At 61.5% G+C, this 23,534-nt stretch carries 22 protein-coding genes; 9 read left to right on the forward strand and 13 right to left on the reverse strand.

Going from position 1 to position 23,534, the window contains the following annotated elements:
- Positions 1-308: 308 nt before the first annotated feature.
- Entirely contained in the window at positions 309-1,202 is an 894-nt protein-coding gene (locus ACMGGW_RS09960) for a helix-turn-helix domain-containing protein (RefSeq protein ID WP_049204303.1), read from the forward strand.
- Between the two features lie 33 nt (positions 1,203-1,235).
- Here ACMGGW_RS09960 and rsxC read toward each other — a convergent pair whose 3' ends face one another.
- From rsxC to ACMGGW_RS09980, 4 genes are all read right to left on the reverse strand, one after another.
- Positions 1,236-3,644, reverse strand: a complete 2,409-nt coding sequence (gene rsxC / locus ACMGGW_RS09965; RefSeq protein ID WP_197833442.1) for an electron transport complex subunit RsxC — start codon at positions 3,642-3,644, stop codon at positions 1,236-1,238.
- A complete protein-coding gene (gene rsxB, locus ACMGGW_RS09970) occupies positions 3,637-4,209 on the reverse strand; it encodes an electron transport complex subunit RsxB (protein ID WP_004938428.1) in 573 nt (190 codons plus the stop codon). The genes rsxC and rsxB overlap by 8 nt, the downstream gene beginning before the upstream one ends.
- Complete coding sequence (gene rsxA, locus ACMGGW_RS09975; protein ID WP_004938443.1) at positions 4,209-4,790, reverse strand: electron transport complex subunit RsxA; 582 nt, start codon at positions 4,788-4,790, stop codon at positions 4,209-4,211. The genes rsxB and rsxA overlap by 1 nt, the downstream gene beginning before the upstream one ends.
- A gap of 135 nt (positions 4,791-4,925) precedes the next feature.
- Positions 4,926-5,366: a DUF2569 domain-containing protein gene (locus ACMGGW_RS09980; protein WP_089180846.1), complete on the reverse strand. Its 441-nt coding sequence runs from the start codon at positions 5,364-5,366 to the stop codon at positions 4,926-4,928.
- Between the two features lie 222 nt (positions 5,367-5,588).
- Between ACMGGW_RS09980 and ACMGGW_RS09985 the strand changes: the two genes are divergently transcribed.
- Positions 5,589-6,629: an oxidoreductase gene (locus ACMGGW_RS09985; RefSeq protein WP_197831954.1), complete on the forward strand. Its 1,041-nt coding sequence runs from the start codon at positions 5,589-5,591 to the stop codon at positions 6,627-6,629.
- A 73-nt stretch (positions 6,630-6,702) separates the two neighbouring features.
- Complete coding sequence (locus ACMGGW_RS09990; RefSeq protein ID WP_197831955.1) at positions 6,703-7,707, forward strand: bile acid:sodium symporter; 1,005 nt, start codon at positions 6,703-6,705, stop codon at positions 7,705-7,707.
- 11 nt (positions 7,708-7,718) lie between these two features.
- On the opposite strand, the gene ACMGGW_RS09995 is transcribed toward ACMGGW_RS09990, so the two are convergent.
- From ACMGGW_RS09995 to ACMGGW_RS10005, 3 genes are all read right to left on the reverse strand, one after another.
- Positions 7,719-8,264 (reverse strand): AAA family ATPase, encoded by a 546-nt coding sequence (locus ACMGGW_RS09995; RefSeq protein WP_197831956.1) that lies wholly within the window; start codon positions 8,262-8,264, stop codon positions 7,719-7,721.
- Positions 8,265-8,374: 110 nt separating this feature from the next.
- Positions 8,375-9,373, reverse strand: a complete 999-nt coding sequence (gene add / locus ACMGGW_RS10000; RefSeq protein WP_016927887.1) for an adenosine deaminase — start codon at positions 9,371-9,373, stop codon at positions 8,375-8,377.
- 135 nt (positions 9,374-9,508) lie between these two features.
- On the reverse strand, positions 9,509-10,264 hold the full coding sequence (locus ACMGGW_RS10005; RefSeq protein ID WP_025302690.1) for a DeoR/GlpR family DNA-binding transcription regulator: 756 nt from the start codon (positions 10,262-10,264) through the stop codon (positions 9,509-9,511).
- A gap of 97 nt (positions 10,265-10,361) precedes the next feature.
- On the opposite strand from ACMGGW_RS10005, the gene ACMGGW_RS10010 reads away from it, so the two are divergent.
- Positions 10,362-10,958: an NUDIX domain-containing protein gene (locus ACMGGW_RS10010; RefSeq protein ID WP_025302691.1), complete on the forward strand. Its 597-nt coding sequence runs from the start codon at positions 10,362-10,364 to the stop codon at positions 10,956-10,958.
- Positions 10,955-11,323, forward strand: coding sequence for a hypothetical protein (locus tag ACMGGW_RS10015; RefSeq protein WP_033640470.1), 369 nt, complete (start codon positions 10,955-10,957; stop codon positions 11,321-11,323). Before ACMGGW_RS10010 ends, ACMGGW_RS10015 begins: the two co-directional genes overlap by 4 nt.
- Before the next feature lie 32 nt (positions 11,324-11,355).
- Here ACMGGW_RS10015 and ACMGGW_RS10020 read toward each other — a convergent pair whose 3' ends face one another.
- On the reverse strand, positions 11,356-12,537 hold the full coding sequence (locus ACMGGW_RS10020; RefSeq protein ID WP_025302693.1) for a MalY/PatB family protein: 1,182 nt from the start codon (positions 12,535-12,537) through the stop codon (positions 11,356-11,358).
- On the reverse strand, positions 12,530-14,149 hold the full coding sequence (malX, locus tag ACMGGW_RS10025; RefSeq protein WP_025302694.1) for a maltose/glucose-specific PTS transporter subunit IIBC: 1,620 nt from the start codon (positions 14,147-14,149) through the stop codon (positions 12,530-12,532). Before malX ends, ACMGGW_RS10020 begins: the two co-directional genes overlap by 8 nt.
- 223 nt (positions 14,150-14,372) lie before the next feature.
- Here malX and ACMGGW_RS10030 point away from each other — a divergent pair, with 223 nt between their 5' ends.
- Positions 14,373-15,404: a Mal regulon transcriptional regulator MalI gene (locus ACMGGW_RS10030; protein WP_049203497.1), complete on the forward strand. Its 1,032-nt coding sequence runs from the start codon at positions 14,373-14,375 to the stop codon at positions 15,402-15,404.
- On the opposite strand, the gene ACMGGW_RS10035 is transcribed toward ACMGGW_RS10030, so the two are convergent.
- Positions 15,401-16,282, reverse strand: coding sequence for a LysR family transcriptional regulator (locus ACMGGW_RS10035; RefSeq protein WP_049295503.1), 882 nt, complete (start codon positions 16,280-16,282; stop codon positions 15,401-15,403). The two genes, ACMGGW_RS10030 and ACMGGW_RS10035, sit on opposite strands and share 4 nt — an antisense overlap.
- 206 nt (positions 16,283-16,488) lie before the next feature.
- On the opposite strand from ACMGGW_RS10035, the gene blaSRT reads away from it, so the two are divergent.
- Positions 16,489-17,625, forward strand: coding sequence for an SRT/SST family class C beta-lactamase (gene blaSRT, locus ACMGGW_RS10040; protein ID WP_197831957.1), 1,137 nt, complete (start codon positions 16,489-16,491; stop codon positions 17,623-17,625).
- A 30-nt stretch (positions 17,626-17,655) separates the two neighbouring features.
- On the opposite strand, the gene ACMGGW_RS10045 is transcribed toward blaSRT, so the two are convergent.
- Positions 17,656-18,561, reverse strand: coding sequence for a LysR substrate-binding domain-containing protein (locus ACMGGW_RS10045; protein WP_197831958.1), 906 nt, complete (start codon positions 18,559-18,561; stop codon positions 17,656-17,658).
- 102 nt (positions 18,562-18,663) lie between these two features.
- On the opposite strand from ACMGGW_RS10045, the gene ACMGGW_RS10050 reads away from it, so the two are divergent.
- Positions 18,664-19,827 carry a serine hydrolase domain-containing protein gene (locus tag ACMGGW_RS10050; RefSeq protein WP_049208133.1) on the forward strand — a complete coding sequence of 388 codons (1,164 nt, stop codon included), beginning with the start codon at positions 18,664-18,666 and terminating at the stop codon, positions 19,825-19,827.
- A 44-nt stretch (positions 19,828-19,871) separates the two neighbouring features.
- On the opposite strand, the gene ACMGGW_RS10055 is transcribed toward ACMGGW_RS10050, so the two are convergent.
- Together ACMGGW_RS10055 and manA are read right to left on the reverse strand one after the other, a co-directional pair.
- Complete coding sequence (locus tag ACMGGW_RS10055) at positions 19,872-21,404, reverse strand: YdgA family protein (protein WP_025302700.1); 1,533 nt, start codon at positions 21,402-21,404, stop codon at positions 19,872-19,874.
- A 140-nt stretch (positions 21,405-21,544) separates the two neighbouring features.
- A complete protein-coding gene (gene manA, locus ACMGGW_RS10060; RefSeq protein ID WP_025302701.1) occupies positions 21,545-22,723 on the reverse strand; it encodes a mannose-6-phosphate isomerase in 1,179 nt (392 codons plus the stop codon).
- A 476-nt stretch (positions 22,724-23,199) separates the two neighbouring features.
- Here manA and ACMGGW_RS10065 point away from each other — a divergent pair, with 476 nt between their 5' ends.
- Entirely contained in the window at positions 23,200-23,532 is a 333-nt protein-coding gene (locus tag ACMGGW_RS10065; RefSeq protein WP_060447227.1) for a hypothetical protein, read from the forward strand.
- The last annotated feature ends 2 nt before the right edge of the window (positions 23,533-23,534 follow it).

The following is a 23,534-nucleotide window of genomic DNA, read 5'->3' on the forward strand; positions in this document are numbered from 1 at the left end:
GCGCGGCAAAAATGATAGCCGAGCATTCTACCTGATTCGATGCGAGGGTAATACGCCTTAATGATAGGGGTATTCGGCTTTCCGCACATCTGGCGATCGGGACGGCGCGATTTGATTTTTTTTTGGTCGGTAAATGGGCTAACGTGAGGAATTGTCAGTGGAACTTGTACCGCCATCGACCGCAGGAAATGGGGTAAGCGTCTGAATGAGATATCATTTTTCTCCAGATTTCCGCACAAAATAACAACTTTCACATAATCCGTGTAGGTTACTATCGCGAACATTATTGAGTCAGTGAATCCATAATAATGACAAATGAAGACATTTTTTTTATTGAAGAGCTAATTGAGTGGGTGGAGATACATCTGGAGAAACGGCCAAACCTGGATGAAGTCGCGCGTATTTCGGGCTATTCCAAGTGGCATCTGCAGCGTAAATTCAAGCGTATTACCGGCATTCAACTCGCCACCTATATCCGTTCGCGCATCCTGACGCGCGCCGCGGTGGCGCTGCGCATTACTCGCCGCTCCATCATCGACATCTCCGATGAGCTGGGCTTCGATTCACAGCAAACCTTCACCCGCATGTTCAAGCAGCGCTTCGGCACCACGCCTAATCGCTACCGCTCGATGGCGCACTGGGACGTGAAAAACCTGATGCCGCGCTTTAACTTCGAAGCCAGCTACGGTGCCGGTTATTATCCGGAAGTGAAGCGGTTGACGCTGCCCGACATGCAGCTGGTCGGCTTCACGCGCCGGCTGGATTTCGCCTCCGAACAGGCGCTGGAATATTCTTCCTGCATGGCGATGAAGGACGAGATTTTCAATGACTTCTTCAAGGGGTTGCACGTCGACTGTCGGCGAATTTACAGCATTTATTCCCCCCATGCCGGGGAGGGCGACGAGCTTTCATCCACGTTGGTGATGGCGGTCGACCCTGAACACAAAAAGGATATTCTTTCCAACCATCAGATCGACACCTTCCATCTGCCGGGCCGCGAGTTTATCTCCATCAACCATAAGGGGACGGCGAAAGAGTGTTTGCAGTTTTTCGGCTACCTGATTTCGCATGTGATGCCGGGGCTGAAGGATGAAGTGCGCGGCAGTATGGAAATGGAGATCATTCAAACCAAAGAGTGGAATCCGGAATCCAAACTGCGCCAGATTGAAGTGGATTACACCTACCTGATTTCTATCGATTAAACGGCGCCCGGCCTCGGCCAGGCGCCGCTGTCATCATTTGTCTTCCGTTTCCGCCGCCAGCGATTCCCTGGCGGTTTTTTTTGCTTTGGCGCGGGCGATAGCCGCCGCGACCGCCGCTTTGCGCGGATCTTCCTCGGCGGCAACCGGCGTCGGTTCCGCCGCTGCAGGAGCATCCGCCTGCTGCGCGGCTTTCTTGGCTTTTACACGTGCCAGTGCCGCGGCAACCGCTGCTTTGCGCGGGTCTTCCTCGACGGCAGCCGGAGCCGGTTCCGCCGCTGCAGGGGCATCGGCCTGCTGCGCGGCTTTTTTGGCTTTGGCGCGGGCGATAGCCGCTGCCACCGCGGCCTTGCGCGGATCTTCCTCGGCGATTGCCGGAGCCGGTTCCGCCGCTGCAGGAGCATCCGCCTGTTGCGCGGCTTTCTTGGCTTTTACACGTGCCAGTGCCGCGGCAACCGCTGCTTTGCGCGGGTCTTCCTCGGCGGCAGCCGGAGCCGGTTCCGCCGCTGCAGGGGCATCGGCCTGCTGCGCGGCTTTTTTGGCTTTGGCGCGGGCGATAGCCGCTGCCACCGCGGCCTTGCGCGGATCTTCCTCGGCGGTTGCCGGAGCCGGTTCCGCCGCTGCAGGGGCGTCAGATTGTTGCTCCGCTTTTTTGGCCTTCACGCGCGCCAAGGCGGCAGCAACGGCCGCTTTCCGCGGATCGTCCTCTGTTGCGGCCGGCGCTTCTTTACGCGCTTTCACGCGGGCCAGCGCCGCGGCCACGGCGGCTTTACGCGCGTCATCGCCGGTGGCCGCCGGCGGTGCTTTCGTTTCCACCTCGGCAGCCAGCTGGGCACGTCGTTCGCGCGCCTGCGCTTTACGTGCTTCGCGGGCAGCGATCATCTCGCTGTTGTCCGGCTGCTGGCCGTCGACCGGCGTAACCGCCGCTTCGGCATTCTTGCTGCGTACGCGCGCCAGCGCGGCCTGCACCGCGCCCTGATCGTCGTCGGTCAGTTTCACGGCGGCCTTTTTATGTCGCTCTTCGCGCGCCAGTTTCTCGCGCTCCAGACGGGCCTGTTTGGCTTCGAAACGGGCCTTGGCCTCGGCGGTGCGCGCCGCCTCCAGATCGATAGCCTTGATTTCGGCCTTTTCCTGCCGGTAGTACTGCACCAGCGGAATGTTGCTGGGGCAGACGAACGCGCAGGCGCCGCATTCGATGCAGTCGAACAGGTTATGGTTGCGCGCTTTGTCGTGCTCCTGCCCGCGGCTGAACCAGTACAGCTGTTGCGGCAGCAGCCCGGCAGGGCAAGCGTCTACGCACAGGCCGCAGCGGATGCAGGACTGCTCCGGTTCCTGCGGCGTCATTTCATCGACCGTCGGCGCCAGAATGCAGTTGCTGATCTTGACGATCGGCACGTTCAGCGCGGGCAGGGTGAAGCCCATCAGTGGGCCGCCCATGACCACCATCTGCTGCGCCTGCGGGCGGAAACCGGTGAAGTCAAGCAGGTGCTGCACCGGCGTGCCAATGCGCGCCCACAGGTTGCCGGGGCGCTCGATCGCCTCGCCGGTCAGGGTCACTACGCGCTCAATCAGCGGTTCGCCGTCGACGATCGCTCGCTTGATGGCGAAGGCGGTGCCGACGTTTTGCATCAATACGCCGATAGCGGAGGAGTGCTTGCCGTGCGGCACTTCCTTGCCGGTCAAAATTTTGGTCAGCTGCTTGGCGCCGCCGGACGGGTATTTGGTCGGGATGACGCGCAGCGCAATGCTGGACTGGCCGCGCAACGCCAGTTTCAGCGCCGCGATTGCCTCCGGCTTGTTGTCTTCGATGCCGATCAGCGTGACCTTGGGCTGCAGAATGTGTTGCAGGATCTGTGTGCCTTCAATGATCTGATCGGCATGTTCCTGCATCAGGCGGTCGTCGGCGGTGATGTAAGGCTCGCACTCGGCGGCGTTGAGGATCAGCGTTTCCACGCCGCTCATGCCGCCTTGCAGCTTGCTGGCGGTCGGGAAACCGGCGCCGCCCAGGCCGGCGATGCCGGCCTGATGAATACGTTGAATCAGTTCCGTGGCGGGCGATTGGCGATAGTCCGCCACCGGATCGCGCTCGCACCAGCGGTCTTCCCCGTCTGCCTCGATAATCACGCACAGCTCCGTCAGCCCGGACGGGTGAGCGGTGATGTGCGGGGTAATGGCGCTGACGGTGCCCGAGGTCGGGGCATGCACAGGCACGGTGCGGCCGCGGCCGACGGTCAGCGGTTGGCCTTTCAACACCCGATCGCCGGCGCTGACGCACAGCTCGCCTTCCGGCCCCAAATGCTGCTGCAGCGGAATGATAAAGGTCTTGGGCAGGGGCGCGACACGCAGCGGCGCACCGCTGGACTGCGTTTTCATTTCCGGTGGATGGATCCCGCCGTCGAAATCCCAGATCCGGTCTTTTTTAAAGGCGGCGAACAGATTAAGCATGTTGCTCCACGTGGATCACTTGCACCGGGATCGTCTTCATGTCCCACTTCCAGTTGGCGGTGGTGGTGGCGACCGGTCTCATTTCAATACAGTCGGTAGGGCAAGGGGCGACGCACAGATCGCAGCCGGTACAGAGGTCGGTGATGACGGTGTGCATGGCGCGGGTGGCGCCGACGATGGCGTCCACCGGGCAGGCCTGAATGCACTTGGTGCAGCCGATGCAGTTGGCCTCGTCGATATAGGCCACTTTACGCTCCGGCTCGGCGGCGGCTTCGCTGCCCAGCGGCTGCGGCTCTACGTTGAGCAGCTCCGCCAGTTTCAGCATCACCTGTTCGCCGCCCGGCGCGCATTTGTTGATCATCTCGCCGTTGGCCACCGCCTCGGCATAGGGGCGACAGCCGGGGTAGCCGCACTGCCCGCACTGGCTCTGCGGCAGGATCGCGTCGACCTGCTCGGCGACCGGATCCTCTTCCACCTCAAAACGGCGCGCGGCGTAGCCCAGCACCAGTCCGAACAGCAGCCCGAGCGCGCTTAAAGCCGCGATAGCTATCCACAACGCAGTCATTAGAATTTCACCAGCCCGGTAAAGCCCATAAAGGCCAGCGACATCAGCCCGGCGGTGATCAGCGCGATTGAGGAGCCGCGGAACGGCGCCGGGACGTCGGCGACCGCCAGACGTTCACGAATGGCGGCGAACAGCACCATGACCAGCGAGAAACCGGCGGCGGCGCTGAAGCCGTAAACGGCGGACTGCAGGAAGTTATAGCCGAGGTTGACGTTGAGCAACGCTACGCCCAGCACCGCACAGTTGGTGGTGATCAACGGCAGGAATATGCCCAGCAGGCGGTAGAGCGCCGGGCTGGTTTTGCGCACCACCATCTCGGTGAACTGCACGACCACGGCGATCACCAGAATGAAGGAGAGCGTGCGCAGATACACCAGATCCAGCGGAACCAGAATAAAGGTGTTGATCACCCAGGCGCTGACGGAAGCCAGCGTCATGACGAAGGTGGTGGCCATTCCCATGCCGATGGCGCTTTCCAGCTTCTTGGAAACGCCGAGGAACGGGCACAGGCCAAGAAACTTCACCAGAACGAAGTTGTTCACCAGTACGGTGCCGACAAACAGGAGCAGGTATTCGGTCATTGCGATGCCTAAAAAAATAAAAGCCGCCTATTATCGGGAATCGGCGGCCGGACGACAACATATGAATCGCAGGGGTATTGCCTTTTTTGGCGAAAATTTACACAAATCACCCAATAAAACGTGCTGCAACTCCCTTTAACGTTCGGTAAAGGTCCCTTTGACCCGCTGCGAACGCTTGATGTAAGGCACCAGCAGCGCCGCCATCAGCAGCGGCCAGCCGAGGCTGCGCACCGCCACTTCATCCGGCACCGGCGCAAAGGCGAAGGCTTTCACCGCCAGAATTACCGTGATCAGCAGCCATAACAAGAACAGCTTGGGGAAGCGCTGCGAGCGCTGGCAAAACAAAAACACCAGCCACAGGGTGAAGCACCACATCAAGAGCGTGGTCAGCACCGAAAAATACCACTGCAGGGTAAATGCCTGGGCGTTGGTCAACAGATAGTCGCGCGACTCGGGCATGAAGATCGCCATGGCGTACAGGAGCAGCATCAGGCTGGCGCTGAGCAGGGTGACGATCAGATAGGCCAACGGGGCCAGCAACCAACCGCCGATACGAGTGTATTCAGCTTGAGACATAAAGGCTTCCTGATTGAAACGGGGATCACAGGCGGCATAGCTTAGCGGGTAATATTGGCTTCGTCATCTCTATCAACCGGATAGCTCGGCATCGCGACGCCGGGCCGCACGTTTGGCTACGCCGGCCCCGCTTAGAATTAACATCTCATTTACTTCTTGTTCCATCCGGCCGCATGGTGTCAAATCGAAAGGGTCTGTCGTGAGCCAGCAAGAGGAAATCCCATGGCTGAGAAAATTCGTGTCGGGTTGGTCGGTTACGGCTACGCCGGCAAAACCTTTCATGCGCCGCTGATTGCCGGTACGCCGGGGCTGGAGCTGGCCGCCGTCTCCAGCAGCGATGCCGGCAAAGTGCACGCCGACTGGCCATCGATGGCGGTGGTGGGCGATGCGCAGGCGCTGTTCGCCGATCCGGCCCTCGATCTGATCGTAATTCCTACCCCCAACGATACCCATTTCCCGCTGGCGCAGCAGGCGCTGGCCGCCGGCAAGCACGTGGTGGTGGATAAACCGTTTACCGTGACATTGTCACAGGCGCAGGCGCTGCAACAGCAGGCGCAGCAGAGCGGTTTACTGCTGTCGGTGTTCCACAACCGCCGCTGGGACAGCGATTTCCTCACCCTTAAAGCGCTGTTAAACGACGGTTCGCTGGGCGAGGTGGTGTACTTCGAGTCGCACTTCGATCGTTATCGGCCACAGGTGCGTCAGCGCTGGCGCGAACAGGGCGGCGTCGGCAGCGGCATCTGGTTCGATTTGGGGCCGCATCTGCTCGATCAGGCGCTGCAACTCTTCGGCAAACCCGAGCGGCTGTTTGTCGATCTGGGTGAGCTGCGGCCGGGGGCGCAGGCGGTGGACTATTTCAACGCGCTGCTGAGCTATGGCGATCGCCGTGTGGTGCTGCACGCCAGCATGCTGGCGGCGGCGGAGAGCCCGCGCTATGTGGTGCACGGCACTCGCGGCAGCTATGTCAAATACGGCCTGGATCCGCAGGAAGACCGGCTGAAGGCCGGCGAACGCTTGCCGCAGGCCGACTGGGGCTATGACATGCGCGAGGGTGTGGTGACGCTGTCACGCGGCGATCTGCTGGCGGAACAGCCGCTGCTCAATATTCCCGGCAACTACCCGGCTTATTACGCGGCGGTGCGCGACGCGATTGCCGGCATAGGCGAAAATCCGGTGCCGGCCGCCGACGCCATCGCGGTGATGGCATTGATCGAACTGGGGCTGGAATCGGCCCGGCTGCAGCAGGCGCTGCCGGTGCTCTGATCCTGCCCACTTCTCTGTGGCCCGGCGCAACGTCGGGCCTTTTTACGACTCTACGTGCAAGGAAATCCGTTTCATGTCCTGGTTGCAGCGTTTGCGCATTGATAAATTTTTGCTGGTTCTGATTTTGGTGGTGATCGTCGCCTCGCTGTTCCCCTGCGAAGGCATCTGGAAAACCTTCTTTGAACACCTGACTACCGCCGCCATCGCGCTGCTGTTCTTTATGCACGGCGCCAAGCTGTCGCGCGAGGCGATCATCGCTGGCATGAGTCACTGGAAGCTGCATCTGCTGGTGTTCCTCAGTACCTTTGCGCTGTTCCCACTGCTCGGGCTGGCGATGAACCTGCTGGTGCCGGGCATCATGACGCCGACGGTCTATCTCGGCTTCCTCTATCTGTGCGCGCTGCCGGCCACGGTGCAGTCGGCCATTGCCTTTACGTCGGCGGCAGGCGGTAACGTGGCGGCGGCGATTTGCAGCGCCTCGGCGTCGAGCATTCTCGGCGTGTTCCTGTCGCCGCTGCTGGTGGGGGCGTTGATGCATACCCAGGGCGGCAATACCGACGTGCTGCACGCCATCGGTTCGATCATTCTGCAATTGATGGTGCCATTTGTGGTCGGTCACCTGGCGCGGCCATTGATCGGCAAGTGGGTCGATCGCCATCGCAAGTTGATCAACCTGACCGACCGTTCATCGATCCTGCTGGTGGTGTATACCGCATTCAGCGCGGCGGTGGTGGAAGGGATTTGGCACCGTATCGACGGTTGGTCGCTGCTGACCATCCTGGTGATGTCGCTGGTGCTGCTGACGGTGGTGCTGGTGATCAACACCTATGCGGCGCGCTGGCTGGGCTTCAACACCGCCGATGAGATCACCATCGTCTTCTGCGGCTCGAAAAAGAGCCTGGCGAACGGCATCCCGATGGCCAACGTGCTGTTCCCGGCCGCGGCGGTGGGCGCCATGGTGCTGCCGCTGATGATTTTCCACCAGGTTCAACTGATGGTGTGCGCGGTGCTGGCGCAGCGCTATGCGCGTAAAACCGCTAGACAGCGGGCCGAGGCGGAGGCGCTGGTGGCCAAATAGGCCGCAGGCCGCTAACGGTGGCTCAGCGCGTCGAGCAGAAAGTCGGCGCGCTCATCGGGTGAAACGCGCGGCAGCGCTTGCAGCCGATAGCCATAACGGCGATAGATGGCCACCATCGCCCGATAGGTCTGCTCGGCTTCGGCGAAAGACTGTTTCCTCTCGCTGTCCTGCGCATAAATCGCTCGCCACGGTGGGGTGATGAACACCGTATCGGCATAGCGAAAGGCGTCGATCGCCGCCGTTAAGGGGGCGGGGATCGATAATCCGCACAGCGTCAGGTAACCGGCGATATCCGGCAGGCCGCGATCGAAGAACCAACATGTTGCACCCGTCGCTTCGCGCCATGAATGCAGTTCCCAATCGAGCATCCGCTCGGCGAAAGCCTGACGATCGCCCCACGGTAGCGCATTACCCCCCATATTCACCTGATGCTGAATAATCGCCCGGCCCGCCTCCAAGGAGTGCGGGTAACCACGGTGATGAAGAACGTCGATGAGCGTGCTTTTGCCCGAACCCGGGCCGCCGGTCAGCACGATGCGGCGTAGTTTGTCAGACATACGGAATTCCTCTCTTGCCACAGAGTGATGGGGTGAAAACAGCGATAAAGACGAGCAGGCGGAAGAAAACGGGGGATGAGAAGAAGGCGCCGTTTGGCGCCTTGGGAGATTTAGCCCTGCACTTTGGCGCGCAGTGCCTGTTTTTCCTGTTCGCTGAGGAAAGCCAGCTTCAGGCCATTTTCCTGAGCGGTGCGGATTTCTTCCGGCGTCAGCCCGGCCTGCGGCGCGGCGACGCGGTATTCATGCTCGATCTCGATGCCCTGAACCGCCGGATCGTCGGTGTTGATCGACGCCAGCACGCCGTGGCGCAGGAAAGTGGCCAGCGGATGCTGCGCCAGCGACGGCACGGTGCTGGTCTGGATGTTGGAGGTCAGGCAGGACTCGATGCCGATGCCGTGTTCCGCCAGGAAGTCCATCAGCGCTGGATCTTCGACCGCTTTCACCCCGTGGCCGATACGTTCGGCACCCAGCTCGCGGATCGCCTGCCAGATGCTTTCCGGGCCGGCGGCTTCGCCCGCGTGCACGGTGATGCGCAGGCCGGCGTCGCGCGCGCGGTTGAAGTGGCTGAGGAACAGGCTACCGGGGAAGCCCAGCTCATCGCCCGCCAAGTCCAGCGCGGTAATGCCGTCGCGGTGCGCCAGCAATCCTTCCAGCTCTTGCAGACAGGCAGCCTCGCCGAAGGTGCGGCTCATGATGCCGATCAGGCGAATGTCGATGTCGCGATCGCGGCAGCCCGAGCGGATCCCGTCGATCACCGCTTCCACCACGCCGGCGACCGGCAGCTGATGCTTCATCGCCATGTAGTAAGGGGAAAAACGCAGCTCGGCGTAGTGCAGGCCGGCGTTGGCGGCGTCCTCGACGTTTTCGTAAGCCACCCGGCGGCAGGCGTCCAGATCGCCCAGCACCGCCACGCCCCAGTCCAGTTTCTGCAGGAAGCTGACCAGGTCCGGTTCGGCATGGGTGATCTGCACGTGCGGGCGCAGGCTCTCCAAATCATTGGCCGGCAGGGCGAGATTGAACTGGCGACCGAGGTCGAGAATGGTCTGCGCGCGGATGTTGCCGTCGAGATGGCGGTGAATGTCGGTAAGCGGTAGGCGGGGATCGATCATGCTGGGCACTCGCTAATTATCGTAGGTAAAGTGCAGAACAGTATAAAAACAAATGGATGAAACTTGCCATCGCGTTGCATAAAAAAGTGACGTGAATCACAAATAATGCGAGATATATCGCATTATCGTCGTGAATCAGGCTTTCAACACGCTGACGCCCGCCTGCTGCAACGGCGCGATCAGCGCGTCATCGGTAGCCCGCTCAACGATGATGGTGTGCGCCAGCGTAATATCGCCGATCGCATACTGCGAGGCGGCGTTAAGCTTGGCGGCGGAAGCCAGCACCACGGTTTCCGCCGCGCGGGCCGCCAGCGCGCGTTTGATGTAAGCCTCCTCCAGATCGCCGGTGCTCAGCCCCGCAGTGGGGTGTACGCCGGTCACGCCCATAAAATAGAGATCGGCGCGAATATGCGACATCGCTTCCACCGCGGCGGCGCCGACGCTGACGATCGAATGCTTGTACAGCCGGCCACCGATCAGAATCACCTCGACCGTGGGGTGATCGACCAGGCCCACGGCGACGCTGGGGCTGTGGGTGACGATGGTAGCGTTGAGGTTGGCCGGCAGTTGCCTGACCAGCTCTGCAGAGGTGGTGCCTCCGTCGATAATCACTACCTGGCCGGGGGCGATCAGCGCCGCTGCCGCTTTGGCGATCGCGCGTTTGGCGCCGGATTCCAACTGATTGCGTTCGGCAAAGCTGGCAATGGCGGAAGAAACCGGCAGGGCGCCGCCATGCACCCGCTGTAGCAACCCTTCGGCGTCCAATTCGCGCAGATCGCGCCGGACCGTATCTTCCGACAGCCCGAACATTTCGCTGAGCTGCTTGGCTAACACCTGGCCGTCCTGAGCCAGTTTTTCCAGGATGATTTTCTTGCGCTGGCTGGTCAACATGGCCATTTTCCTCTCAAATTTGGTTTGCACGAAATATCTTGATCATACACGAAACTGCACGATAGTATCAATTTCCTTCCTCTGGCGGAGTAAACCGATGATAGCCACTAAAGACAGGGTTCGCATTGTCGAAACCCGGGTGTTGTCCGATGACTGGTACCTGCTGAAAAAAACCACCTTTGATTTTCTGCGGCGCGACGGCGTCTGGCAGCGGCAAAGTCGCGAGACCTACGATCGCGGTGATGGCGCGGTCATTTTGCTGTTCAACCGGCAGGCGCAAACGGTGATCCTGACGCGCCAGTTCCGCTTTCCGGCCTTCGTCAACGGCCATGACGGCATGTTGATTGAGGCTGCCGCCGGGTTGCTGGACAACGCGTCGCCGGAGGCACGCATCCGCGCCGAAGCGGAAGAGGAAACCGGCTATTTCGTGCAGAGCGTGGAGAAAGTATTCGAAGCCTATATGAGCCCAGGCTCGGTCACCGAGAAGCTGCACTTTTTCGTCGGCGAATATCAGGCGGGCGACCGCATCAACGAGGGCGGCGGGTTGGCGGCGGAGGGGGAAGATCTGGAGGTGCTCGAGCTGCCGCTGGCGCAAGCCCTGCAGGCGATTCGCCAGGGCACGATCGTTGACGCCAAGACCATCATGTTGCTGCAGTTTGTCGCCTTGAACCGGACGTTGGAGGAAGAACGATGAAAGCACAACAAATCTTGATTGCCGGCCCTTATCGCAGCGGCACCGATGGCGATCCGCAGCGTATCGCCGCCAATCTGGCGCGCCTGGAACAGGCCGCGCTGGCGGTTTACCAGCGGGGGCACGTGCCGGTGATCGGCGAGTGGCTGGCGCTGCCTTTGGCGGCGGCGGCAGGTTCCACTCAGGTTGGCGATGCGGTGAGCGAGGCGTTTCTTTACCCGGTGGCGCATCGGCTGATTGCACAGTGTCAGGCGGTGTATCGCATCGAAGGGGCGTCTGCGGGGGCCGATAACGACGTGCGGCTGGCCAACGAGTGGGGATTGACGGTTTATCGTCATCTGGAGGAGATCCCGTCTGTTCAGGCGTAACGTCGGGGCGGGCAGAGGCTCGCCCCCTCGCGTTATTGCTCGTCCAGCACCAACCTCAATCCGGCGATCAGCTTGTCCATGCCGGCCTCCAGCTTGCTGCGCGGGCAGCCGACGTTGAGACGCAGGAACCCGCGGCCTTCCTCGCCGTAGGTAAAGCCCGGCATGATCGCCACCTTTTCACGCTCGATCAGCACCTGCTGCAGCGCCCGATCGTCCACGGCCAGCGGCCGCAGATCGATCCAGGCCAGGTAGGTGGCCTGCGGCGGGCGCCAGCCCAGCGCGGGAAACGCCTGCTCCAGCCGCTCGGCGACGTAGGTCAGATTATCCTGCAGGTAGTCGCGCAGGGCGTCCAGCCAGGGTTCGCCGTGGCGGTAGGCGGCCACGTGCGCCGCCACCGCCAGCACCGCCGGCGAGGAGAGGCCATCGCGGGCTTTGAGCTGCTGGAAATAGGCTTCGCGGCTGGCGTCGTCGCTGATAAAGCCGTAGGCGCCGGTTAGCGCCGGAATGTTGAAACTCTTGGAGCCGGAGGTCAGCAAGGCCCAGGCGCCGCTCGCCACCTGGCTCCACGGCGTATGGCGGTGTTCACCCCAGACCATGTCCATGTGGATTTCATCGCTGATCACGCGCACGTCATGGCGCTCGCACAGTTCGGCCATCTGCTGCAGCTCGTCGCGGCGCCACACTTTGCCGGTGGGGTTATGCGGGCTGCACAGCAGCAGGATCTTGGTTTGCGGCCGCGCCAGCAACGCTTCGAGATGCGCCATGTCGCAGCGCCAGTCGTCGCCGGCCTTGTGCAGCGGGCAGGCCAGCAGCTGGCGCTGGTTGGCGAGGATCACCTTATAGAAGGCATCGTAGGCCGGGGTATGGGTCACCACATAGTCGCCCGGTATGGACCATTGGCGGATCAGCTGCGCCGCCATGTAGATAACGGAAGGGCCGTACACCGCCGTTGCGGTGTCGATAGCGGTGTTGAAGCGTTGCTGATACCAGTGGCGCAGCGCGCCGAGAAAATCCTCATGCTGCCAGCGGCTGTAGCCCAGCACGCCGTGCTGCAGGCGTTGCTGCAACGCCTCGAGAATGCACGGCGCGGTGGCGAAATCCATATCGGAGATGGTGAACGGCAGCAGGTCGTCGCTGCCGAAACGATCGGCGATATAGTCCCACTGGGTGCACCAGGTGCCGTGGCGGTCGATCGGGGTGGAGAAATCAAACATGGGTGGCTCCCTGCAGCGCCGCGGCAGGTTGCGCCGTGGCTATCAGTGAGTCTAATTCATCCTTCACCGATTGCACCTGCGGACCGATCACCACCTGCAGATTATGGTCGTTGAGATGCACCACGCCGATGGCGCGGTGGGCCTTCAGCGCCGCGTCGTCCACCTGACTCATGTCGTTGACCGACAGGCGCAGGCGGGTGATGCAGTTGTCCAGCGTGATAATGTTGCCCGGGCCGCCGAGCGCCGCCAGAATCGCCGGCACGTTGTAGCCGGATTTGCCCACCGCGCCGCTCGGCGCGCTTTGACTGACGGCGCTGTCGCTCTCACGGCCCGGCGTTTTGATGTTAAAACGCTGGATGGCGAAGCGGAAAATGGCGTAATAGCCGACGAACCAGACGGCGGCCACCACCGGCACCAGATACCACTTGGTGGCGGTGCCGTGCAGAATGCCGAACACCACGAAGTCGATGATGTTGCCGTCGGTGTTGCCGATGGTCACGCCCAGCAGCGCCATCACGGTAAAGCCCAACCCGGTGAGCAGCGCGTGGATTAGATACAGGAACGGCGCGACGAACAGGAACAGGAACTCGATCGGCTCGGTGGTGCCACCAACCACGCAGGCCACCACGCCGGAAATCAACAGCCCTTTGATTTTATGACGGTTCTCCGGCTTGGCGCAGTGGTACATCGCCAGCGCCGCGCCCGGCAGGCCGCCGAGAAACGCCGGCATTTTACCCTGCGACAGGAAGCGGGTGGCGCTCTCGGCGAAGCCGGTGGTGGTTGGGCAGGAGAGCTGCGCCTGGAAGATGGTCAGGGCACCGCTGACGCTGTGGCCGCACACCTCCATGGTACCGCCCGCCTCGGTAAAGCGGATTAGCGCCACCAGAATGTGCTGCAGGCCGAACGGCAGCAGCAAGCGTTCGCCGGTGCCGAACAGCATCGGGCCAAAGGCGCCGGCGCTGTTGATCACCCAGCCCAGCCCGGTGATGCCGGCGGCGAACCACGGCCAGATCAGCGGGATCACCAGGCCGCACAGGCCCAGCACCACGGTGGTGACGATCGGCACGAAGCGCGTGCCGCCGAAGAACGCCAGTGCGTCCGGCAGGCGGATGGTGTGGAAGCGTTCATGCAGGCGATAGACGATGATGCCGACGATCACCGCGCCGAGGATGCCGGTATCGATCGACTGAATGCCGAGGATGTTCTGGATATTGTTGGCTTTCAGCACCAGCGGATCGCTGGTGGGCAGCACGCCGGCGGCGGTCAGGTAGAAGTTGGTGCCCAGATTCAGCACGGCGAAGCCGACGAAGCCGGAGAAGGCGGCGACGCCCTTGTTCTCACGCGCCATGCCCAGCGGAATGGCGATGGCGAACATCACCGGCAGGAAGCTGAAGGCGAAGGAGCCTACCTTGCTCATCCAGGTAAAGATCAGCTGGAAGATCGGGTGGCCGATAAACGGCATCAGGGTGATCACGTCGCGGCTGCTCAGCGAGCTGCCGATCCCCAGCATGATGCCGCAGAAAGAGAGCAAGGCGACGGGCAACATGAAGGTTTTGCCCAGGCTCTGGAAGAACTCCCAGAGGGTGATTTTGGGTTTGTTGGCTGCTGACATAACCGACTTCTCCTGGCGAAAAGACGAGCAAAAAGGGGACTTCTGATTAGGTAAAAAGAAGATAAAACGTTTTACCTAGCAAAAATGCGCCGCCAATCACAAATCTGCCGCCCGGTTTTTGGCGACAATGCGGCAGGCAGTAAAACGTTTTACTGAGCTAACGGATTCGGTATACCCTTGATCATTACGGCGCGGGTTGCCCAGGAACGGGTTCGCAGAGACTATGAGCATCAAAAAAATCACCATCACCGATGTGGCGCAGCAGGCGGGCGTGTCGGTCACCACGGTTTCCCTGGTGTTGAGCGGCAAGGGGCGCATTTCGCCGACCACCGTCGAGAAGGTCAATCAGGCGATAGAGCAGCTAGGTTATGTGCGCAATCGCCAGGCGGCGACGCTGCGCGGCGCGGAGTCCGGAGTGATTGGCCTTATTCTGCGCGACATCTGCGAACCCTTCTATGCCGAAATGACCGCCGGGCTGAGCGAGGCGCTGGAGGCGCACGACAAGCTGCTGTTTTTAACCCAGAGCGGGCGCGATGGCCAAGGCTTGCAGCGGGCGTTTGACGCGCTGCTGGCGCAGGGCGTTGACGGCATCGTGCTGGCGGGCGGCATCCGCGCGGCGGCGGGCCTGAAGGAAAAGGCGGCCGAGCAGGGCGTGCCGCTGGTGTGCGTGGCGCGCTCCAGCGGTCTCGAGGGCGTGGACGTGGTGCGGCCGGACAATATGCAGGCCGCCAAGCTGGCCACCGAATTTTTGATCAAACGCGGCCACAGCCAAATTGCTTACCTCGGCGGCCAGAGCGACTCATTGACGCGCGCCGAGCGGCTGGGCGGATTTTGCGCCACGCTGGTACAGTACGGTCTGCCGTTTCGCAGCGAATGGATCGTCGAGTGTGATTGCCGGCAGCGTGAGGCGGCGGAAGCGGCGGAACAGCTGCTGCGCCACTACCCGAACATTACCGCCATCGTTTGCCACAAGGCGTCGGTCGCGCTCGGCGCCTATTTTGGCCTGACGCGCAGCGGCCGCAGCATCGGCTCGGACGGGGTCGACGCCTACTACGGCCGGCAGGTAGCGCTGATCGGTTTCGGCGACGTGCCGGAGGCCGAGCTGACCGAACCGCCGCTGACCTTCGTCTCCAGCTCGGCGCGGGAAGTGGGGTGCAGCGCCGCTGCGCGCCTGCTGCAGCGTATCGGTGACGCCGACCTGCCGGCGCAGAACGTCATTCTGCCGCCGACGCTGATCCGGCGCGGCTCCGCCTAGTCCCGCCGCTGCTCCTCTTCCGCCTCCCGGCGGATCCAACCGATAAAGGTTTTCATCGCCGGCGTCAGATCCCGCGACTTCAAATGGGTCAGCCAATAGGCGCCGAGCGCGGCCTCGGCGGCAAACGGCCTTTGCAGCGCGCCGGCGGCCAGTTCGCGGCGGAACATGCTGACCGGCGCCAGCGCCACGCCATCGCACTGGATCGCGCCTTCCACCATCAGCCTTGACGAGTCGAACACCGGGCCGTTGATCCGCCACGGCGTCACCTGCGCCGCCGTGAACCAGCGCTCCCATTCATCCTTGCGGTAGGTGCGCATCAGCTGCTCGTGCTGCAGATCCTGCGGCGTGCTCAGGCGCGCGGCGACCGTCGGCGGGCAGAGCACCGTCAGCGGCGCGTCGAACAGCTTAATATTGCAGGTGGCGGGCCAGAGGCCTTCGCCGAAGCGGATGGCGAAATCCATACCGTCGGCCGACAGATTGACCAGATTGTTGTGGGTTAGCACCCGCAGATCGATAAACGGGTGCGCCGTGCGGAACGCCGCCAGCCTCGGCATCAGCCAGCCGACGGCGAAGGTGCCGACCACCGCCACCGTCAGCACCTCGTGGAAATGCCCGCCTTCGAACTGCTGCAGCACCGCCTCAATGCTGTCGAAGGCGTCGCTCAACACCGGCAGCAGCGCCTGACCCTCTTCGGTCAAATCGAGCCCGCGCGGCAGGCGGCGGAACAGCTGGATGCCCAGCTGTTCTTCCAGCATGCGTACCTGCTGGCTGATGGCGGCCTGGGTCACCCGCAGCTCCAGGCCGGCGCGGGTGAAGTTCAGGTGGCGGGCGGAGGATTCGAACGCCCGCAGGGCGTTGAGGGGAAGTCGATTGCGCATTGTCGATAGCCATAAGTTTTTCTTTATGCTGGCTGAAATTATTATCGCTTGTCAACCCGGCGGCAAAATCCGATATTTGGCGCGGCTGCTGAGAGCGTCGCGGCAGCCGTAAAGGAATGACATCATCAATCAGGGAAAGCGCCGTGTATAACGCCAACAAAAACTTTTGGCCGCGGCCGATGCCCTGCAACCTAAGAGCTTCTATCATGACGAAAATGAACCGCCTGGCGGCCGCGCTGATCGCCGCACTGATCCTGCCGACCGCGCACGCCGCGCAGCAGCAGGATATCGACGCCGTTATTCAGCCGCTGATGAAAAAATATGGCGTGCCGGGCATGGCGATCGCCGTGTCGGTCGACGGCAAACAGCAGATTTACCCGTATGGCGTTGCCTCGAAGCAGACCGGCAAACCGATCACCGAGCAGACGCTGTTCGAAGTGGGCTCGCTGAGCAAAACCTTCACCGCGACGCTGGCGGTCTATGCGCAGCAGCAGGGCAAACTGTCGTTTAAAGACCCGGCCAGCCGCTACCTGCCCGAGCTGCGCGGCAGCGCCTTCGACGGCGTCAGCCTGCTGAATCTGGCGACGCATACCTCCGGTTTGCCGCTGTTCGTGCCGGATGACGTAACCGACAACGCCCAACTGATGGCGTACTACCGGGCCTGGCAGCCGAAACACCCGGCGGGCAGCTACCGCGTCTATTCCAACCTCGGCATCGGCATGCTGGGCATGATCGCCGCCAAGAGCCTCGACCAGCCGTTTATCCAGGCGATGGAACAGGGGATGCTGCCGGCGTTGGGCATGAGCCACACCTACGTTCAGGTGCCGGCGGCGCAGATGGCCAACTATGCTCAGGGTTACAACAAAGACGATAAGCCGGTGCGGGTCAATCCCGGCCCGCTGGACGCCGAGTCTTACGGCATCAAGTCCAACGCCCGCGATCTGATTCGCTATCTGGACGCCAACCTGCAGCAGGTAAAGGTGGCGCAGCCGTGGCGCGAGGCGCTGGCCGCGACGCACGTCGGTTATTACAAGGCGGGCGCGTTCACGCAGGATCTGATGTGGGAGAGCTACCCGTATCCGGTGAAGCTGTCGCGTTTGATCGAAGGCAACAACGCCGGGATGATCATGAACGGCACGCCGGCCACCGCCATCACGCCGCCGCAGCCGGAATTGCGCGCCGGCTGGTATAACAAAACCGGCTCTACCGGCGGTTTCTCCACCTACGCGGTGTTTATCCCGGCGAAGAATATCGCCGTGGTGATGTTGGCCAACAAGTGGTTCCCGAATGACGATCGCGTCGAGGCGGCTTACCGCATCGTGCAAGCGCTGGATAAGCGCTGATCGTGGGGGGGCGCCGTCGGGGCGCCCCTGTTACCGGTGCTGTCGATCTCGCCGCTCGCGCATGAAATCGATAAAGGCGCGCAGCTTGAGCGGCAGATGCCTGCCGGCGGGAAAGTAGATGAAAAATCCCGATGCCTCGCTGGCATACTCCGGCAGCACTTCCACCAGTTGCCCCTGCGCCAGTTCTTGCACCACCGTGCCCTGAAAACGCTGTGCGATACCCAGGCCCGCCAATGCCGCATCCTTGATCAACCGATCCTCGTTAAAGATCAAACTGCCGCTGACGTCCAGCGCGCGTTCATCGTCGCCCAGGCTGAAATACCAGGGCTCCATTTTTCCGCTGCCGGGAAAGCGGTAGCGCAGGCAGTGGTGAGCTGGCAGATCGTCCGGCGTGGCCGGTACGCCGCAGCGCGTCAGATAGTCGGGCGAGGCGACCAGCACCCGGCGCTGGCCGTTGTCGATTGGCACGGCGATCATGTCCTTTTGCAGCATCGCGTGCATGCGAATGCCGGCATCGAAACTGCCCAGCACCAGATCGGAAAAGCGGTCTTCGGTAAACAGCTCAAGCTGTACTTCGGGATAGCGCCGTTGAAATTCCGCCAGGTGCGGCATCACCAGCAGCGAAGCGGCCAGTTGCGGCAGCGTGATGCGCAGCAGGCCCGCCGGCTGTGCGCCCAGGGTGCGCACGTCGTCTGCCGCCACGTCGATCTGGCTCATGGCCGGCGAGACCTTCTGATAGAACAACCGGCCCTCTTCGCTGAGGCGCACCGAGCGGCTGGTGCGGTGAAATAAGCGCACCCCCAGCTGATTCTCCAGCGCCTGAATGTTTTGTGACACCGCCGGCGGCGTGACGCCCAGTTGGTTGGCTGCGCGGGTAAAGTTGCCCAGGCGTGCGACGGCTTCGAAATAGGGCAGCAGTTGCAGGAGTGAACTCATCTATTAATAACCTGTGCTTAATGATTCATTAAATTATGCCTTATTTTAATTTATGACGAACGTTTTAGACTGGTTTTACTTTCCCTCAGCGAGATAAAAATCATGTCGGCAACACAACGGGCGTTAACAGAACGGATCGCGGCGATCGATCAACAGGCGATGGCCGAAGGGCGCATCGTGGGCAGCGTGGTGCTGGTGGCGCGGCAGGGCGAGATTTGTTACGCCGGCGCGGCCGGTTATGCCGATCGCGAAGCGCGGCGGCCGATGCGGCGAGAAACGCAGTTTCGGCTGTCGTCGGTTTCCAAACCCTATACCACGCTGGCGGCGCTGCGCCTGATTGAACGGGGCAAGCTGAGCCTGGACGATGCGGTCAGCGACTGGCTGCCGTGGTTTACCCCGGCGCTGGCGGATGGCCGGCGCCCGACGATCAAGATCCGTCATTTGCTGAGTCATACCGCCGGGCTGGACTATCGGCTGAACCAACCGCCGGCAGGCGTTTACCATCAGTTGGGGATCCAGGACGGCGTGGAGCTGTCGACGCTGACGCTGGAGCAAAACCTGCGGCTGTTGGCGCAGGCACCGTTGCTGTCGCAACCGGGAGAGCGCTTCAATTATTCGCTGGCTATCGACGTGCTTGGCGCGGTGTTGGAGCGGGTGACGGGCATGCCGCTGCCGCAGCTGTTTGTCGAATGGGTGGCGCGGCCGCTGGGGCTCGGCAATACCGCGTTTTATACGACGGACGCCGCGAATCTGGCGACGCCGTATTACAATACGCCGCAAGGGCCGCAGCGCATGCATGAAGGCCTGCGGGTGGCGCTGCCGGAGGAGATGGCGGGGGGCGAGGTGCTGTTTTCACCCGCGCGGGCGCTTAACGCGGAGGCTTATCCTTCCGGCGGCGCGGGCATGGTCGGCGATGCCGACGATGTGCTGCAGCTGGTGGAAGCGTTGCGCAGCGGTGGGCAGGGCATCTTGCAGCCGGACACGGTGGCGTTGCTGCGCAGTCCGCATGTGGGGGCGCAGGCGCAAACGCAAGGGCCGGGCTGGGGATTTGGTTTCGGCGGCGCGCTGCTGGTGGACGCAGAAGCGGCGCAGACGCCGCAGCATGTCGGCACGCTGACCTGGGGCGGCGTTTATGGCCACAGCTGGTTCTTTGATCCACAGGCGCAGCTGAGCGTGGTGATACTGACCAACACCGCGTTTGAGGGCATGTGCGGCCGCTATCCGCAGCAGATCCGCGATGCGGTGTATGCGGCGCTGCAGGGGTAAATAAAAAGGGCCCCGCAGGGGGCCCTTGTCAGGCTTTCAGGCGATTACTGCGCCGGTGCCGGAGCGGGTTCCGCTTCCTGCGCCGGTTCAGCGTCTTCCGCCGGGGCGCCCAGCATGGCGAACTGGCCGATGAACTCCTGCAGCGACATCTTGTTGCCGTTCAGGTCAACCTGATTGTCAGCGTAGTGGAACTTGCTCGCGATCACGCCGTCTTTCTGGGTGGTCAGCTTGAACATCTGGCCCATGGCCGCCAGGCCCTGCACTTGCTGCTGCGCCAGTTTCTGCGCGTCTTCCTCATTGTAACCCTGCAACAGAGCGGTCTTCGCGGTCACTTCGGTGGCCATCGCTTCCGGAATGGTCAGGCTGAGATCCAGCTTTTTAACCGCCTGAGCGATCACTTGATCCGGCGACTGTGCCGGGGAGGCGGCCTTGCTCGGATCGGTCATCGCCAGATCCAGCGTGAAGAGGCTCTCACCCTTGCTGTTTTTCCAGCTCAGCGGGGCGATGCTGAGGCTTGGGTTGCCTTTCAGCAGCATCGGCAGGTTCTTTTGCAGCATCTCGGAGGTCTGCTGTTCGTAGACGTCCGGATCCAGGTTCTCGCCCTGCTGCAGCAGCGCCATGGTTTGGCGGTTGTAGCTGTCGGAGAAGTCTTTCAGCGCCTTGCCGTCGACGTTGTCGATTTTCAGCGTCAGTTTACCGGCGCCGAAGTCGTTGCCCTGCACCTTGAGCGCGTCCATGGTGTAATCGATCTGGCCGCCGATGTTGCTGCTGCCTTGCTCGCCGAACTTGCTCACCAGATTGAAACCGTCCAACGCTACGGTGTCTTTACCGTCGATCGTCAGTTTGAACTGTTTCAGGGTCATCGTCTGATCGCCGAGCTTCACGCCGAACTTGCTTTCGTTGCTGTTGCCTTTCAAGTTGAAGCCCTGGAAGGTGATCTGCTCGTTTTGGCCGAATTCGTTCGGGCTGGCGAACACGATAGTGTCGCTATTGGCGTCCAGCGCGAATTTTTTCAGATCGCGGGACACGTCGGCGTCAATGGTGGCGCCGCTGAATTTCAACGAAGATTTATCCTTCTGGTAGTCCAGTGGGATAAAGTCGATGGTGGACGCGGTATCGCCGCTGTACGAGATGCGCGAATCGGCGGTAAACAGCGATTTGCCTTTGGTGGTTTCAAACAGGCCTTTCACCGCCGGGGTGTTTTCCAGCTCGGTATGCACCGACGCCATGCTCGGCAGCAGGTTGAATTTTTTCAGCTGCGCGAACGGGAACGGACCGTGATCGATGGTTTCCAGGAACGCCACTTCTTCACCGGCTTTCAGCGCCGCGTTTTCACTGGTATCCGTGCCGTCGGAACGCAGCACATAACGCACTTTACTGCTGAACAGGCCGCGCTGGTAATTTTCATAGCTCAGCTTGACGCCGGCTTTCGGCAGGTAGGCTTTCAGTTGGCCGTTGGCGTTGTCGACGACTTCGCCCATGTGCTGCTCGATCTGTTTCCCGGTGTACCAGGATGCCCCGGTCCATGCTGCGCCAAGAACGACAATGACGCTGACAGCGACTAACGATTTTTTCATAGCTCTGTTTCATCCTTTTTTCTTATCACCCTCCGTTGCGTGGGAGGGGCAAATAGGGGCCGCCAAAAAACGCCCGCAGGCGTTCAATTGTGGGGGCAGCTCTCGCTTTCAGCAAGCAATTTGCTGAAATTTATCAACGGTTAGGCCAGTTGGTTATAAACCCGGGCGATGCGGCCGCTGCCGCTGACGTTGACCGGGGATTCGAAGGCGCCGATAAAGCAGGATTCACCCGGTTTGAGCGTCAGGCGCTGCCCGGATTTTTCCAGCGTCGCTTCGCCGCTGACGCAGAACACGATAGCCGCGCTCCGCTGTGCCAGCGCCTGCGGCGCGGCGGTCAAATCGTGCAGTGAGAAGGCGAAATCTTCCACCGGGATCGGGAAGAACAGCTCGTTGCCGCGCCGCTCCGGTTGGGTCAGCAGGCCGGAAGCCGGCTGCGGGCGAAACTGCAGGTTGGCCAGCAGCTCGGGCACGTCGATAAATTTCGGCGTCAGGCCGGCACGCAGCACGTTATCCGAGTTGGCCATCACTTCCAGCGCCACGCCTTTCAGGTAGGCGTGCGGCGTTTCGGCATACAGGAACATCGCTTCGCCCGGCGCGAGCTGCACCACGTTCAGCAGCAGCGGTGAGAACAGGCCGCTGTCGTCCGGATAGAAACCGGCGATAAACCGCACGGTATCCCAGGGTTCACCCTGCTGGTTGTTGAGCGCGGCTTTCAGCACGCCGAGTGCCAGCGACTTCTGCTCGCCGCTCATCGTCAACAGGCTGGCGAACAGGGTAGACAGATGGGCGGTGTCCGGCTGCTGCAGGAAGGCGGCGATATCGTGGTGCGCGCCGGCGATAGGTTGCAGCAGGGAAACGATATCGGCCAATTCACGAAAACCGTTCATCGCTAGGAACGGCGTCAGCGCGAACACCAGCTCGGGCTTGTGATTGGGATCTTTGTAGTTGCGTTCGGCGGCGCTCAGCGGGATGCCGGCGGCGTTCTCTTTCGCGAAGCCGACCTCGGCCGCCGCTTTGCTCGGGTGGACCTGGATCGACAGCGGCTGATCGGCGCACAGCACTTTAAACAGGAACGGCAACTCGCCAAAACGGCTGGCGACGTTGGCGCCCAGCTGTTTTGGCTGGTCTTCGTCGATCAGATCGCGTAGCGAACGCAGTTCACCGTCGGCGCCCGGCACGCGGGAAGGGCTCTTGGGATGGGCGCCCATCCACAGTTCGGCCATCGGCTGATTATCCGGGTTGGCGATGCCGTAAAGACGGGTCAGCGCGTCGTGGCTGCCCCAAGCGTAATTCTGTACCGCGTTGGTCATTTTTTGCATGTCGATAAACGTCCTTCTACGTCATTGCCGCACTATTGGCAATTAACCTTCTGATTTTATACGGTTAACTCAATCTATGCCGACGACCATCATACCCTCGCGTCGGCAGGAAAAATCATGGGCGCGATCAAAACATCGCCGGATAACGTCGCGCCCGGCAACGGGGCCAAAGTATAGCGTGATAACGATCGGCGTCTCAATTGGTGCGCAGGTCTCAACGCGGCCCAGAAAATCCGTCGCAAGATTATTCTTTGGGAGAATGGGTTATTGCCGATAGCCCGCTTATCCTGCGTCATTATTTATTCTTCAACATGTCAAACTATGTCGGCTGAATTTATTTTTTACCGTCTGAGCCATTCCCTTATTATTATTTTCGCGCTGCGCCGGGCGATCACACGCCGAGCTTAAACCGGCGCGTCAGACCCCTTTACCGTAACGGCCAACGAGTCGATTTAACGAAACAAGAGGTCTGTTGCATGAAAAAACTGTTGTTGTTGTTGGGCTTTTGCACCGGCGCAGCTCAGGCGGCGGTGATTGTCGCCTATCCCTACGCGGCTCCGCGCGCCGTGGTGATCGCGCCGGCACCGATCGTCGTTGCACCCGCGCCGGTAGCGGTTCCCACCGCGATCGCACCCGTGGCGCACCCGCTGGCACTTACCGCCGGCGCGGTGGCGACCGGGGCGTATCGGCATAATGAACGGCAGGACACCTATGACGAGATCAATCATCTGCAGCAACAACGTATCGATGAGCTCAATCATTTACAGGCGCAACGCATCAATAATTTTAATTCGCGTCATCCGCGTTAATG

Source organism: Serratia sp. BNK-4, assembly GCF_048685115.1.
In the GTDB taxonomy this organism is placed as follows: Bacteria; Pseudomonadota; Gammaproteobacteria; order Enterobacterales; family Enterobacteriaceae; genus Serratia; species Serratia bockelmannii.